Origin of the sequence: Hydrophilobacter chitinilyticus (assembly GCF_049860745.1) — a bacterium.
Taxonomy (GTDB): domain Bacteria; phylum Pseudomonadota; class Gammaproteobacteria; order Burkholderiales; family Burkholderiaceae_C; genus Rhodoferax_B.
In genome coordinates this window covers 6,052,172-6,065,193 of the sequence record NZ_CP187561.1, presented here as the reverse complement: position 1 = coordinate 6,065,193, position 13,022 = coordinate 6,052,172, and the positions used below count along the sequence as shown (strand labels likewise).

At 59.7% G+C, this 13,022-nt stretch carries 13 protein-coding genes; 9 read left to right on the top strand and 4 right to left on the bottom strand.

Features of this window, described 5'->3' with window-relative positions; genetic code table 11:
• Window positions 1-72 precede the first annotated feature (72 nt).
• Together dnaN and dnaA are read right to left on the bottom strand one after the other, a co-directional pair.
• Window positions 73-1,179 carry a DNA polymerase III subunit beta gene (gene dnaN / locus ACPWMG_RS27175; protein WP_483302580.1) on the bottom strand — a complete coding sequence of 369 codons (1,107 nt, stop codon included), beginning with the start codon at window positions 1,177-1,179 and terminating at the stop codon, window positions 73-75.
• A 122-nt stretch (window positions 1,180-1,301) separates the two neighbouring features.
• Window positions 1,302-2,699, bottom strand: a complete 1,398-nt coding sequence (dnaA, locus tag ACPWMG_RS27170) for a chromosomal replication initiator protein DnaA (RefSeq protein WP_483302579.1) — start codon at window positions 2,697-2,699, stop codon at window positions 1,302-1,304.
• 409 nt (window positions 2,700-3,108) lie between these two features.
• Between dnaA and rpmH the strand changes: the two genes are divergently transcribed.
• The 7 genes from rpmH to ACPWMG_RS27135 all read left to right on the top strand — a co-directional run bounded on the left by rpmH (window position 3,109) and on the right by ACPWMG_RS27135 (window position 8,655).
• Entirely contained in the window at window positions 3,109-3,243 is a 135-nt protein-coding gene (gene rpmH, locus ACPWMG_RS27165; RefSeq protein ID WP_066096666.1) for a 50S ribosomal protein L34, read from the top strand.
• 63 nt (window positions 3,244-3,306) lie between these two features.
• Window positions 3,307-3,774 (top strand): ribonuclease P protein component, encoded by a 468-nt coding sequence (locus tag ACPWMG_RS27160; RefSeq protein ID WP_483302578.1) that lies wholly within the window; start codon window positions 3,307-3,309, stop codon window positions 3,772-3,774.
• The gene (gene yidD / locus ACPWMG_RS27155) at window positions 3,771-4,043 is read left to right on the top strand and encodes a membrane protein insertion efficiency factor YidD (protein ID WP_483302577.1); all 273 of its coding nucleotides are present in this window, start codon (window positions 3,771-3,773) and stop codon (window positions 4,041-4,043) included. Before ACPWMG_RS27160 ends, yidD begins: the two co-directional genes overlap by 4 nt.
• Entirely contained in the window at window positions 4,040-5,734 is a 1,695-nt protein-coding gene (gene yidC / locus ACPWMG_RS27150) for a membrane protein insertase YidC (RefSeq protein ID WP_483302576.1), read from the top strand. The genes yidD and yidC overlap by 4 nt, the downstream gene beginning before the upstream one ends.
• Before the next feature lie 91 nt (window positions 5,735-5,825).
• A complete protein-coding gene (gene mnmE / locus ACPWMG_RS27145) occupies window positions 5,826-7,199 on the top strand; it encodes a tRNA uridine-5-carboxymethylaminomethyl(34) synthesis GTPase MnmE (RefSeq protein ID WP_483302575.1) in 1,374 nt (457 codons plus the stop codon).
• Between the two features lie 144 nt (window positions 7,200-7,343).
• Window positions 7,344-7,841 (top strand): Crp/Fnr family transcriptional regulator, encoded by a 498-nt coding sequence (locus ACPWMG_RS27140; protein WP_483302574.1) that lies wholly within the window; start codon window positions 7,344-7,346, stop codon window positions 7,839-7,841.
• Between the two features lie 199 nt (window positions 7,842-8,040).
• Complete coding sequence (locus ACPWMG_RS27135; RefSeq protein WP_483302573.1) at window positions 8,041-8,655, top strand: hypothetical protein; 615 nt, start codon at window positions 8,041-8,043, stop codon at window positions 8,653-8,655.
• A gap of 21 nt (window positions 8,656-8,676) precedes the next feature.
• On the opposite strand, the gene ACPWMG_RS27130 is transcribed toward ACPWMG_RS27135, so the two are convergent.
• The gene (locus tag ACPWMG_RS27130) at window positions 8,677-9,231 is read right to left on the bottom strand and encodes an adenine phosphoribosyltransferase (RefSeq protein WP_483302572.1); all 555 of its coding nucleotides are present in this window, start codon (window positions 9,229-9,231) and stop codon (window positions 8,677-8,679) included.
• 45 nt (window positions 9,232-9,276) lie between these two features.
• On the bottom strand, window positions 9,277-11,262 hold the full coding sequence (locus tag ACPWMG_RS27125; RefSeq protein WP_483302571.1) for a monovalent cation:proton antiporter family protein: 1,986 nt from the start codon (window positions 11,260-11,262) through the stop codon (window positions 9,277-9,279).
• Window positions 11,263-11,345: 83 nt separating this feature from the next.
• Between ACPWMG_RS27125 and ACPWMG_RS27120 the strand changes: the two genes are divergently transcribed.
• Window positions 11,346-12,347, top strand: coding sequence for a KpsF/GutQ family sugar-phosphate isomerase (locus ACPWMG_RS27120; protein WP_483302570.1), 1,002 nt, complete (start codon window positions 11,346-11,348; stop codon window positions 12,345-12,347).
• 76 nt (window positions 12,348-12,423) lie between these two features.
• Entirely contained in the window at window positions 12,424-12,969 is a 546-nt protein-coding gene (locus ACPWMG_RS27115) for a KdsC family phosphatase (protein WP_483302569.1), read from the top strand.
• Window positions 12,970-13,022 lie beyond the last annotated feature (53 nt).

The window sequence follows — 13,022 nt, the reverse complement described above, 5'->3', positions numbered from 1 at the left end:
AACCCGCATTGAACAGGGTGTTCATTGCGGGCTGGGTAGGTAGGGCTCTGGGCGACGGGAAGGTCGAGAGGCCTAGATGCGCATTGGCATCACAACGTATTTGAAGTTTTGATTTTCTGGAATGGTCATCAGAGCGGAGCTATTGCCGTCGCTGAGCTCGATGGACACCATGTCCTGGCTCATGTTGGCCAACGCGTCGATCAAGTACGTCACGTTGAAGCCAATTTCGATGCTGTCACCACCGTAGTCGATGTCGAGTTCGTCCATCGCTTCTTCTTGCTCGGCGTTGCTGGAGGCAATGCGCAGCGTGCCGGGGTCGAGGTTCAGACGCACGCCCTTGAACTTGTCGCTGGTCAAAATGGCGGTGCGCTGCAGGCTGGACAACAAGGCTTGGCGGCCCAGCGTGATGCTGTTCTTGTGGTTCTTCGGGATCACGCGGTTGTAGTCGGGGAACTTGCCCTCGACCAGCTTGGTCACGAACTCCATGCCGCCAAAGGTGAACTTGGCCTGGTTGTTGGCAAACTGCATTTCGATCGCGCCTTCGGCGTCGCTCAGGAGGCGCTGCATTTCCAGCACGGTTTTGCGCGGCAAGATCACTTCTTGCTTGGGCACTTCCACGTCCAGCGTGGCCGAGGCGAAGGCCAGGCGGTGGCCGTCGGTCGACACCAGGCTCAGCGTGTTGCCTTCGGCCACAAACAAAATGCCGTTCAGGTAGTAGCGAATGTCGTGCACCGCCATGGCAAACGAAACCTGGCTCAGCAGGTCTTTCAGCGTTTTTTGCGGCACGCTGAATACCGGACCAAAGCTGGCAGCTTCTTGCACCAGCGGGAAGTCTTCGGCCGGCAGGCTTTGCAGCGTGAACTTGCTCTTGCCACCCTTCAGCACCAGCTTGCTTTGGCTGGACTCGAGCGTGACGGTTTGGTCAGACGGCATGGCGCGCAAGATGTCGATCAGCTTGCGGGCGCCCACTGTTGTGGTGAAGTTGCCGGTGTCGCCATCCAGTTCGGCAGTAGTGCGGATCTGGATTTCAAGGTCGCTGGTGGTCAATTGCACCGAAGAACCCGTCTTGCGCAACATCACATTGGCCAAAATGGGCAACGTGTGCCGACGCTCCACAATGCCCGAGACGGACTGCAATATCGCGAGCAATTTGCTTTGCGTTGCCTTCAGGACGATCATGTCAACCTCTTTGAGTAATGTATTAAATCTTGCAATCCGTGGCTGTCGCGCAGCGCTTCCACCCAGCCCCCGGATTCTCCCCTGTTTTTGACCTGCCAAACGCTCCGCATGCGCTGCACCGATCAGCCTTTGAGCGTCTGTTCCAGCACGTGTAATTGCTGGTTCAGTTCGGTGAGTTGCTGGCGTTCGCCGCCAATCTTGCGCACGGCGTGCAAAACGGTGGTGTGGTCGCGACCGCCAAACAGCTCGCCGATCTCCGGCAAGCTCTTTTGCGTGAGCTCTTTGGCTAGGTACATGGCGATTTGCCGTGGACGGGCAATCGAGGCGGGCCGCTTCTTGGAATACATGTCGGCGACTTTGATCTTGTAGTAGTCGGCCACCGTTTTTTGGATGTTTTCCACCGAGATCTGGCGGTTTTGAATCGACAGCAGGTCGCGCAGCGCCTCGCGGGCGAGCTGAATCGAGATCTCTTTTTGGTTGAAGCGCGAGTAGGCCAGGCACTTGCGCAGCGCACCTTCGAGCTCGCGCACGTTGGAGCGCACGTTTTTCGCTACGAAGAAGGCTACTTCTTCGGGCATTTCGGTGCCCTCAGCGCGCGACTTGTTGATCAGAATCGCCACGCGCATTTCCAGCTCGGGCGGCTCAATGGCCACGGTCAAACCAGAGTCGAAGCGCGATACCAGGCGCTCATGGATGTCAGCCAAGCCCTTGGGATAGGTGTCGCTGGTCATCACGATGTGCGACTTCTTGGTCAGCAGCGCCTCGAACGCGTTGAAGAACTCTTCTTGCGTCCGGTCTTTGTTGGCGAAGAATTGCACGTCATCGATCAGCAGCAAATCGAGTGAGTGGTAACGCTCTTTGAATTCGTCAAAAGTCTTGCGCTGGTAGGCCTTCACCACGTCCGATACAAATTGTTCTGCGTGGATGTAGAGCACTTTTGCATCCGGCCGGTCGGCCAGCAAGCGGTTACCCACAGCGTGCATCAAGTGGGTTTTCCCCAGGCCAACACCACCATAAATGAAAAGCGGGTTGTACAAGTGGCCGGGCATGCCCGCCACATGCATGGCGGCTGCGCGTGCCATGCGGTTGGCCGTACCTTCGATCAGTGTGTCGAACGTCAGCGCGGAGTTGAGCCGGTTCTTGAATTGCGCGGGCCCGTTGTCCTCGCTCATGTTGACCGATTCGGCCGCTGCCACCAAGGTGGGCGTTTGCAAAGCAGGGGCGTAAGAACGCTGAGGCGCTTCACGTGGGGTGAGCGCTAACTCTACGGAAATCGGTTGTCCGTACGTCTTCTCCAGTAAGGCAACGATGCGTCCGGCATATTGGGCACGCACCCAGTCGAGCTTGAATCGGTTAGCAACGAACACCGTCACCTTGGTGAAGTCATCGTTGACCTGCGCCACCAGTGGTTTGATCCAAGTGTTGAACTGCTGCTCTGGCAGTTCTTGCGCCAGCTGTTCCAGGCAAGCCAGCCACAAGCTGTCTCCGGCGCCCGTGCTGGCGTAGGTTCCCTCGGTCATTGTTTCGTTCTACTTCTGTGGATAAATTGTATTAAGGGCACCCACCAGTATAATTTATCAAGAATTTATCCACAATTCACCCGGGGTCGCGGACGAGATATCTTGTCTAGCCAAATTTTGGCATGGGCTTGTCACAGTCGTGCAAATTTGCCATAATCGCGGGTTTCCCTGGAACGCGGTTTCTGGGTTGGCTTTTTGCGTGCCGTTGATATCAATAAGATTTCGCCGGCTGCTCGGGCTGGCTGCAGTAGTTGATTTGGTCGTACCTCGTTGTATCAACGTTGTACAAGGCCACGAAGAAGTCAAAGAGCCATGTTTTGGGGTCCCCGAGGGGTTTCCGCCCTCTATTCTTTAGGCGACGTGTTCCGGTTCAGGAACCCGCTGAATTGAACCCTTCAAGGATTTCATCATGAAACGCACTTATCAACCTTCCAAAATCAAACGCGCCCGTACCCACGGTTTCCTGGTGCGCATGAAGACCCGCGGCGGCCGTGCCGTGATCAACGCACGCCGCGCCAAGGGCCGCAAGCGTCTGGCGGTCTAACTCTGTCGCACGTTTCGGTGCGGGCGTCGACCAGTTTCTGGGCCGCATAAGCCAGAGCTTGTCGTGCAAAGATTAAAGACGCGAGCTCAGTTTCAGGCGGTTTTGTCTGGTCAGATTGTGTCGCGTACGGCGCATTTTGCTTTGCATCGTCTGGATCTTTCCGTGCCAAACGAGCCTCTCAGCTCTCCCCCCACAACAGGGCCCGTGTCCGAGCGACCGCAGGCCCTGTTTGGCGTTGGGGGCAGCGTTGGTGGTGTCTGGATGGGCGCCATGGTGCCAAAGCGTTGGGCCAAACGTGCCGTGACGCGTAACACCATCAAGCGCCAGGTCTACACGCTCAGCGCGGGCAACGAATGGAATTGGTCGCAAGCCGCCCATGTGGTGCGTTTGCGCTCTGGTTTTGACCGTAAGCAGTTCATCAGCGCGACCTCAGAGCAACTCAAACATGCTGTGCGCGAAGAACTGATCCAGTTGATGAGCCGTGTGCGCCCTGCGGCGGCTCGGGTGGCGAAGCTGGAGCCATCCAAATGATCAAGGCGGGCTTGATTGGCGTGGTCAAAGCTTATCGCCTGTTGCTCAGCCCCTGGCTGGGATCGGCTTGCCGGTTCGAGCCCTCTTGTTCGCTGTATTCCATAGCTGCGCTTGAAAAACATGGCGCAGCCGCTGGCACTTATTTGACGGTGTGCCGCTTGGCGCGCTGCCAGCCCTGGTGCCAAGGTGGCGTAGATCCTGTGCCGGAGCAGGCGCCCCGATTCTTTTCCCACTTGCTTTCCCTCTCTTCCGAGAAGAAGTCTTCATGAACGATATTCGCCGAACCATCCTGTGGGTGATTTTTGGTTTTTCCATGGTGTTGCTGTGGGATAAGTGGCAAGTCCATACCGGAAACAAAGCCACCTTCTTCCCCACGGCGCCAGTGAAAACTGAAGTTGCAGCAACACCGGCTGCAGGAGGCGCGTCCAGCGTGCCAGCGCCCGTGGCTGCTGCCGCAGGAACGCCCGGCCAAGTACCTGGCAACACCGTGGCAACGGCGACACCGCGCGAAAAAGTGGTGATTTCCACCGACGTGCTGAAGCTGACGTTCGACACCGAAGGCGGCTCCATCATTGGTTCGGAAATGCTCCAGTATTCGGACATGGCCGACAAGAGCAAGAACTTCGTGCTGTTGGATGAAAGCCCATCGCGCGTGTACTTGGCACAAACCGGCTTGATCTCCGGTACCGCTGGCGGTGAAGCGCCGAGCCACAAGACGGCCATGAAGCTGGTTTCTGCCGAGCGCAACCTGAAAGACGGCGCCAACGAGTTGGTGGTGAAGTTCGAGTCGCCCGAAGTCGGTGGTGTGAAGCTGGTCAAGACGTACACATTGACCCGTGGTTCTTACGCCATCGGCGTGCGCCATGACGTGGTGAACACCGGCTCAGTGCCTACCGCACCGCAGCTTTACCTGCAATTGGTGCGTGATGGCACCAAGCCACCGGGCGAGTCGTCGTTCTATTCCACCTTCACTGGTCCAGCGGTCTACACCGAGGCCAAGAAGTACCAAAAGGTCGAGTTCAAGAAGATCGAAGAAGGCTCGGTCGACATCGAGAAGAAGGCGACTAACGGCTACGTGGCCATGGTGCAGCATTACTTTGCCTCGGCTTGGTTGCTGGGCGACGGCATTGAGCGCAACCTTTTCATGCGCAAGGTCGACACCAACCTGTACTCTGTTGGCATGATCACGCCGCTGGACACCATTGCACCCGGCGCCACCAAGTCTGTGGACGCTCGCATCTTCGTCGGCCCACAACTGGAAAAGACGCTGGAATCGTTGGCCCCTGGCCTCGAACTGGTGAAGGACTACGGCTGGTTGACCATCTTGGCCAAACCGCTGTACTGGCTGCTGGACAAGCTGCACAGCGTGATCCAGAACTGGGGCTGGTCGATCATGGCGCTGGTGCTGTTGCTGAAGATTGCTTTCTATTGGCTCAACGCCAAAGCCTACGCCAGCATGGCGAAGATGAAGGCCATCAACCCGCGCATTGCTGAAATGCGCGAGCGCCTGAAAGACAAGCCGCAAGAAATGCAGCAAGCCATGATGAAGATCTACCGCGAGGAAAAGATCAACCCATTGGGCGGCTGCTTCCCGATCATGATCCAGATCCCGGTGTTCATCGCCTTGTACTGGGTGCTGCTCTCCAGCGTTGAAATGCGCAATGCGCCTTGGGCGCTGTGGATTCATGACTTGTCGTCGCCAGATCCATTCTTCATCTTGCCTTTGGTGATGACGCTGACCAGCTTGCTGCAAACTGCGCTGAACCCCGCGCCACCAGATCCAATGCAAGCCAAGCTGATGTGGTTCATGCCACTGGTGTTCTCGGTGATGTTCTTCTTCTTCCCGGCCGGCCTGGTGCTGTACTGGATCACGAACAACACCTTGTCGATCGCCCAGCAATGGCTGATCAACACCCGCATGGGCGTGCCGCCCAAGCTGAACCTGCCTAAGTTCCGCTAAGCAGCCAAACCCGCTAGCCCGCCTGAGTCGGTTAGCCAAAGGCCGCACAACCTTCTGGGTTGCGCGGCCTTTTTCATTGGAGAATCGCCCCATGCTTACCCGCCAATTCGACCCCATCGCCGCCATTGCCACCGCTCCTGGGCGGGGTGCCGTGGGCATCGTGCGCCTCAGCGGCAAAGATTTACTGCCGCTGGTGGCCACTCTGCTGGGGCGTGAGCTGCGGCCACGCGAGGCCACCTATCTGCCGTTTCGCGACCGGGCCGGTCAGAACATCGACCAGGGTCTAGCGATCTTCTTCCCCGCGCCGCATTCGTACACCGGTGAAGACGTACTGGAGCTACAAGCGCACGGCGGCCCTGTGGTGCTGCAGTTGCTGCTGGCGCGATGCCTGGAAGTGGGTGCCGAGCGTGGCGTGCGCCTGGCGCAACCGGGTGAATTTACCGAGCGCGCCTTCCTCAACGACAAGATGGACTTGGCTCAGGCAGAGGCCGTGGCCGATTTGATCGATGCCAGCACCGAAGCGGCGGCGCGCAGTGCCAGCCGTTCACTCTCGGGCGCGTTCTCCGACGAGATCCACCAGTTGCGCGATGCCCTCATTCATTTGCGCATGTTGGTCGAAGCCACGCTCGATTTTCCTGATGAAGAAATCGACTTTCTGCGCAAGGCAGATGCGCATGGGCAGCTATCAAATTTACAAACCAATCTGGCGGCCGTGATGCGCCGTACCGCACAGGGCGCCCTGCTGCGTGACGGCATCAAGGTGGTGATTGCCGGCCAGCCCAACGCCGGCAAGTCGTCATTGTTGAATGCATTGGCGGGCGCCGAACTGGCCATCGTCACACCGATTGCTGGCACCACGCGCGACAAGGTGACGCAAACCATCCAGATTGACGGTGTGCCGTTGCACGTGATCGACACCGCCGGTCTGCGCCACAGCGACGACGTGGTGGAGCGCATCGGCATCGAGCGCGCCTGGGCTGAGATCGAAGCCGCCGACGCGGTGCTGTTCTTGCACGACCTGAGTCGCGCGCATGAAGCCGAATACCAAGCGGCCGACACAGCGATTGCCGCCGAGCTGCTGCAGAAACTGCCCTCGCGCGTGCCAGTCATCGACCTGTGGAACAAGGCTGATGTGTCGACCTCGGCGCAAACCACCGGTCTGCATTTGTCTGCCAAAACCGGCCAGGGGCTGGAGCCCTTGCGCCGCAAACTACTCGAGGTTGCCGGCTGGCAGTCCGCGCAAGAAAGCATTTACACCGCACGAGAGCGCCACGTCCAAGCACTGCGCGGTGTGGAAGATCACTTGTTGCACGCGGGTGCCCACCTCACGGCGGAGTCCTACCAGCTTGACCTGCTGGCAGAAGAGCTGCGCCTGGCACAAAACGACCTGAGCGCCGTCACCGGAGAGTTCACCACCGAAGACCTGCTTGGGACGATTTTCTCCAGCTTCTGCATCGGTAAATAAGCCGCCCCACCCTGGTCTCACGCGCTGCTTAAGTGCATAAAATCAATAGAATTCAGTCTGTGAAGTGATTGAAAATGGAACGGCTGTGGTTGTTCCATTTGCTAAGCCAAGGCACGGGTTTTCATTCGCAAAGGCGGGCCACACATGACGACGCATGGTTCAGCGCACCCGACAGGACGGCTCGAAGTCCAGGGCTTGGTGGATGCGATTGGCCAGAACACCGGCATTGACGGCCTCATCCTCAAGCTGAGCACCAGCCAGTGGGAGACGCTGACCAGCTATATGCAGAAGGTGGCCTTGCCTGCAGGCCAGGTGCTGTTCAAGCAAGGGGCGATAGACCGTACGCTTTACCTGATTGAGAGCGGCGCGCTGAGCGTGCACTATGAAGACCGGCAAGGGCAAATCCGGCTGGCCATTGTGGGTGCGGGCTCGGCGGTGGGTGAAGGGGGTTTCTTTTCGCACATGCCACGCAGCGCGACGGTGCAAGCCAACAGCGTGTGTAGCTTGTGGAGCCTTTCTCCCCAGCGGTTTGCAGAACTGTCGAACCGGCGTTCTGAGATCGCGCTTGAAGTGGCTTTGGCGGCCGGGGCTGTGGTGTCCAAACGACTGGCCCACCGCAAGCACCGGGCGGCTGTGACGTAAGGCACAGTGTAGCAAGCATAAAACGTAGACGCGGCGTATCCTGAATGGGCGCGCACTCTAAGGAATGATGGGTATGGCTTTGTGGAGTTGGTTGACTGGAAACAAGTCTCGGCGGGACGCGGTGCCATCGGCAAAGGGGCGCGGGGCGTCTGGTGCTCATCGTGCCGAACCTGCCACGCGGCAAGAGCAGGCCAAGGTCTTGAAACACGAACGCATGGAGCGGCGCGAGTGGCTCTACAGCGTGGTGCGCGAAGCCATGCTGCACGCGGGTGTGTTGACCGCCAGCTACAAGTTCAAGGTGTTGGCGCTCGATGAACGCGGCCGTCAATTTCTGGTGATGGTGGACTTGGCGCCGCAACTCGGTGGCGATACCGGCCAGCTATCGAAGATCGAAGCGCAGATTGTGCAGACTGCCAAGTCACGTTACGACCTGGTCATCACGTCGGTTTACTGGCGCACCAACGAGCATGTGGCCGTGGGCCTGCCGCCGCGCCCGGGCACAGTGCCGGTGTTTGCTTCAGAGGCCGCTGCAAGCGCGGCGGCATTGCCACAGCGCAGTGCAGGACCAACTTCGGCCCCCATGCCGATCGGCCAGTCGGGGCGTTTTGAGCCTATCCAGGAAGACGAAGTTGCGGCTTTCAAGCAAGCGTTGGCTTCTGCTGCACAGAAACAACCTGCCGTGACCCCTCGCCCTGCGGTAAGGGCTACTGCTTTGAGCGAGCCCGACAGCAGCGGCTACGAAGACACCGAAATGCAGAACCCACGCAGCCGCAGCAGCGCGTTGAGTGCCACGCAGTACGGCGAGTTGATTTAATTCCGCATCACGGTTTTGGCCTCAGTGGCCAGCAAAGTCGACCAGGGTGTAGAGTGGTAAACCTTCGGCTCGCAAACGCGCCGAGCCACCCAGTTCGGGCAAGTCGACGATGGCGGCACCTTCCATCACGGTGGCACCCAGCTTTTCAAGCAGTTTTTTGCCTGCCATCATGGTGCCGCCGGTGGCGATCAGGTCGTCGATCAGCAACACGCGGTCGCCAGGTTTGACCGCGTCGGTGTGCAATTCGACCGTGGCGCTGCCGTATTCCAACTCATAGGTTTCTTCCACCGTCGTGAACGGCAGCCGACCCTTCTTGCGGATGGGCACGAAGCCAACGTTCAATTGGTACGCCACCACGGCGCCCAGGATGAAGCCGCGTGCATCCAGCCCGGCCACGACATCAGGACGCATGTCGCGGTCCATGTAGCGGTGCACAAAGGCGTCGATCATCACGCGAAACACCTTGGGGTCTTGCAGTAGCGGTGTGATGTCGCGGAACTGCACGCCTGGCGCCGGCCAATCGGGCACCGTGCGCATGTGCTTTTTCAGGTAGTTCTCAACGGTGTCGTTCTGCATGGGAAATCTCTTGGCCGGTTAAATCGATATTTTGCCGTGCTGAGTCTATGGCACTAGAAACTTCTGCTCTGCAAGCGCCAATGTTTCGGCTTTACCCGAAAGCACCAAGGTGTCGCCTTCGCGCAGCATCAGCTTGTCGTGGGGCAGCTCCACCTTGCCGCTTTGGCGGCGCAGGCTGACCACGCGCACCCCCATCGCGTGCAGTGCCAGGTGGCCCAGGGGCAGGCCAATCGATTTGGCCGCCAGTGGCAATGTCACCGTGGCGAGCCGTTCCAGGTGCAGGTCGCCCACACCGTCGTCATCGGCTCCGTGGAAGAAGCCGCGCAGCAGGTTGTAACGCGCATCGCGCTGGTCCTGCACCACGCGGATCACGCGGCGCATGGGCACACCCACCAAGGCCAATGCGTGGCTGGCCAGCATGAGCGAGCCTTCAATGGCTTCCGGTACCACTTCGGTGGCACCGGCTTCGCGTAGGCGCTCCAGATCGCGGTCGTCCTGTGTGCGCACAATCACGGGCACCTGCGGCGCATGGGTGTGGATGTGGTTGAGCACTTTGACTGCACCGGCGACATCCAGGTAGGTCACCACCACCGCGCTGGCACGGGCCAGGCCAGCGGCGATCAGCGAGGGCATGCGGGCGGCGTCGCCAAAGACCACCGAGTCGCCTGCGGCGGCGGCTTTGCGCACGCGGTCGGGGTCCAGGTCGAGGGCGATGTACGGAATGCCTTCGCCTTCGAGCATGCGCGCCAGGTTCTGGCCGCAGCGGCCATAGCCGCAGATGATCACGTGTTTGTTGGCATTGATGGAGCGGCGGGCAATGGTGGTCATCTGCAGCGACTGCTGCAGCCATTCGCTGCTGACCAGCTTCATCACGATGCGGTTGCTGTACATGATGATGAACGGCGTGGCCAACATCGACAACACCATGCTCGCCAAGATGGGGTTGAGCAGTCTGGGCGGCAGCAGATCGCTGCTTTGCGCCAAGGCCAACAGCACAAAGCCGAACTCGCCGGCCTGCGCCAAGTACAGCCCGGTGCGCAGCGAGACGCCCATGGTGCCGCCAAACGCCCGCGCCAAGGCTGTGACCATCAGCGCTTTGAACACCACCGGCACCAGGAACAACACCAGCACCAGGAGCCAGTTGGCCAACACCAGTCGCCAGTCGAGCAACATGCCAATCGAGATGAAGAACAGGCCGAGCAACACATCGTGAAACGGCCGAATGTCGGTTTCCACCTGGTGTTTGTATTCGGTCTCGGAGATCAACATCCCAGCGATGAACGCGCCCAGCGCCAGGCTCAGGCCCGCCGCTTCGGTCAGCCAAGCCAGGCCGAGCGTGATGAGCAGCAGGTTCAACACGAACAGTTCGTCGCTCTTGCGTCGGGCTACGATGGTCAGCCACCAGCGCATGGCGCGTTGTCCGCCCACCAACAGCACGGTAATCAATACGCTGGCTTTAAGCGTGGCGATGGCCAGCGACATCAGTAATTTCTCAGGCGATGAACCGAGGGCCGGGATCAGCACCAGCAGTGGCACCACGGCCAAATCCTGGAACAGCAGCACGCCCATCACCCGTTTGCCATGCTCGGACTCGATCTCCAGCCGCTCGGACATGAGCTTGACCACAATCGCGGTGCTGCTCATGGCCAACGCGCCAGACAGCGCCAGCGCGGTTTGCCATGGCATGCGCCAGGCTTCGGGCAGCATCATGTTAAGCAACAGCGATCCGCCGGTGGCCAGCAGCATGGTCAAGGTGACCTGAAACAGCCCCAAGCCAAACACATGCCGGCGCATGGCGCGCAGCTTGGGCAGGTTGAACTCCAGCCCAATCACAAACATCAGAAACACCACGCCGAACTCGCCCAGGTGCTGAATGCCCTTGGAGTCGTCAGCCAGTGCCATTGCGTTGGGGCCAATTAGCACACCCACCACCAGATAGCCCAGCATGGGGGGCAGTTTGAGAGTTCGGAAGGTGACCACGCCCAAAACAGCGGCCAGCAAATAAAGCAAAGTGATTTCGAGCGAACTCATACTTGCATCGTAGCAAGCCGAGGCCTGTTTTCGAGGGAGGGTTTGCCGCGACGGCAGACAGAGGGCCTCGATAGAATCGGGGGATGAGCAACACCACCGCGCTGCAAGCGCCTTTTGATGCGGATCAGGCCTTGCGCCGTGCCCGCGAAACCCTGGAAATTGAAGCCGCCGCCGTGTTGGGGCTCAAGTCTCGTTTGGACGATCGCTTTGTGCGCGCCGTGCAACTCACGCTGAACCTGCAGGGGCGTGTGGTCGTCATGGGCATGGGTAAAAGTGGTCACGTGGGCCGCAAGATTGCCGCCACGCTGGCGTCTACCGGTACACCCGCCCTGTTTGTGCACCCGGCCGAGGCCAGCCACGGCGACCTGGGCATGATCAAAGACATTGATCTGGTCCTGGCCATCTCCAACAGCGGCGAGAGCGCTGAGTTGACGGCCATCCTGCCCGTGCTGAAGCGCCAGGGTGTGCCCTTGGTGGCCATTACTGGCGGCATGAAGTCGACCCTGGCGCAACACGCCAACATCGTGCTGGACAGCGGCGTAGACAAAGAAGCCTGCCCGCTTAACCTGGCGCCAACCGCCAGCACCACCGCACAACTGGCCATGGGTGACGCCCTGGCCGTCGCCCTGCTGGATGCGCGTGGCTTCAAGGCCGAAGACTTTGCCCGTTCACACCCTGGCGGCTCGTTGGGCCGCAAGCTGTTGACGCATGTGGCTGACGTCATGCGCACTGGCGACGACGTGCCCAGTGTGGCGCCCGATGTACCGTTCAGTGAGTTGATGCGTGAGATGAGCCGCAAAGGCCTGGGCGCGTCTGCGGTGGTCGATGCCGAGCGTCGCATTTTGGGCATCTTCACCGATGGAGACCTGCGTCGACTGATCGAGCGCGGTGTTGACCTGCGCGACGTGCGTGCGCGTGACGTGATGCACGTCAACCCGCACACCATCTCCAGCGAAGCCCTGGCGGCCGAAGCCGCGCAACGCATGGAGCAAAAGCGCATCACCAGCGTGCTGGTGGTCGATGGCGAAGGCCGCTTGTGCGGTGCCATCAACACCAACGACCTGCTGCGTGCCAAGGTCATTTAATATTTGAGCGGCTCATTGCCCCAAGCTCTTCTAGACCCTTAACCTCTGCGAATCTTTTAGAACGGCCCGTTTATTCATGCACCCCGCCCTTGTTGTGTCCCCCGAAGTCCTGCTCAAAGCCCAAGGGGTCAAGGTGGCGTTTTTTGACGTGGACGGTGTTTTGACCGATGGCGGCTTGTACTTTTCGGAGTCTGGCGAGGCGCTGAAGCGCTTCCACACGCTCGACGGTTATGGCTTGAAGCAACTCCAGCGTGTGGGTATCACCCCTGCGGTGATCACCGGGCGTGATTCGCCAGCGCTGCGGGCGCGGTTGAAGGCGCTGGGCATCGTGCATGCGGTATTTGGCACCGAAGAAAAGCGCCCGGCGGCAGAAGAAATCTTGCAAGCCCTGAGCCTGGAGTGGGGTCAGGCTGCCGCGATTGGTGACGATTGGCCCGACCTGCCCGTGTTGGCGCGCTGTGCCTTTGCTTGTGCCCCTGCACAGGCGCACGTTGAAGTGCTGACGCGGGCCCACTACGTGACCCAACGCCATGGCGGGCATGGCGCAGCACGTGAGTTCTGCGATGTATTGCTGGCCGCATCAGGCCGCTATGCGGAGTTGTTGCAGGAGCGCCTGGCGTGAAGGCTCTGGTTCGAGCGGCGGTAGACCGCGTCTCCATCTATCTGCCCATCATC

Coding starts and splice junctions, on each gene's coding strand:
- yidD (WP_483302577.1), top strand. CDS start 3,771: ATGATCAAGGCGGGCTTGATTGGCGTGGTCAAAGCTTATCGCCTGTTG.
- ACPWMG_RS27120 (WP_483302570.1), top strand. CDS start 11,346: ATGAGCAACACCACCGCGCTGCAAGCGCCTTTTGATGCGGATCAGGCC.
- ACPWMG_RS27125 (WP_483302571.1), bottom strand. CDS start 11,262: ATGAGTTCGCTCGAAATCACTTTGCTTTATTTGCTGGCCGCTGTTTTG.
- dnaA (WP_483302579.1), bottom strand. CDS start 2,699: ATGACCGAGGGAACCTACGCCAGCACGGGCGCCGGAGACAGCTTGTGG.
- dnaN (WP_483302580.1), bottom strand. CDS start 1,179: ATGATCGTCCTGAAGGCAACGCAAAGCAAATTGCTCGCGATATTGCAG.
- mnmE (WP_483302575.1), top strand. CDS start 5,826: ATGCTTACCCGCCAATTCGACCCCATCGCCGCCATTGCCACCGCTCCT.
- ACPWMG_RS27130 (WP_483302572.1), bottom strand. CDS start 9,231: ATGCAGAACGACACCGTTGAGAACTACCTGAAAAAGCACATGCGCACG.
- yidC (WP_483302576.1), top strand. CDS start 4,040: ATGAACGATATTCGCCGAACCATCCTGTGGGTGATTTTTGGTTTTTCC.
- ACPWMG_RS27140 (WP_483302574.1), top strand. CDS start 7,344: ATGACGACGCATGGTTCAGCGCACCCGACAGGACGGCTCGAAGTCCAG.
- ACPWMG_RS27115 (WP_483302569.1), top strand. CDS start 12,424: ATGCACCCCGCCCTTGTTGTGTCCCCCGAAGTCCTGCTCAAAGCCCAA.
- rpmH (WP_066096666.1), top strand. CDS start 3,109: ATGAAACGCACTTATCAACCTTCCAAAATCAAACGCGCCCGTACCCAC.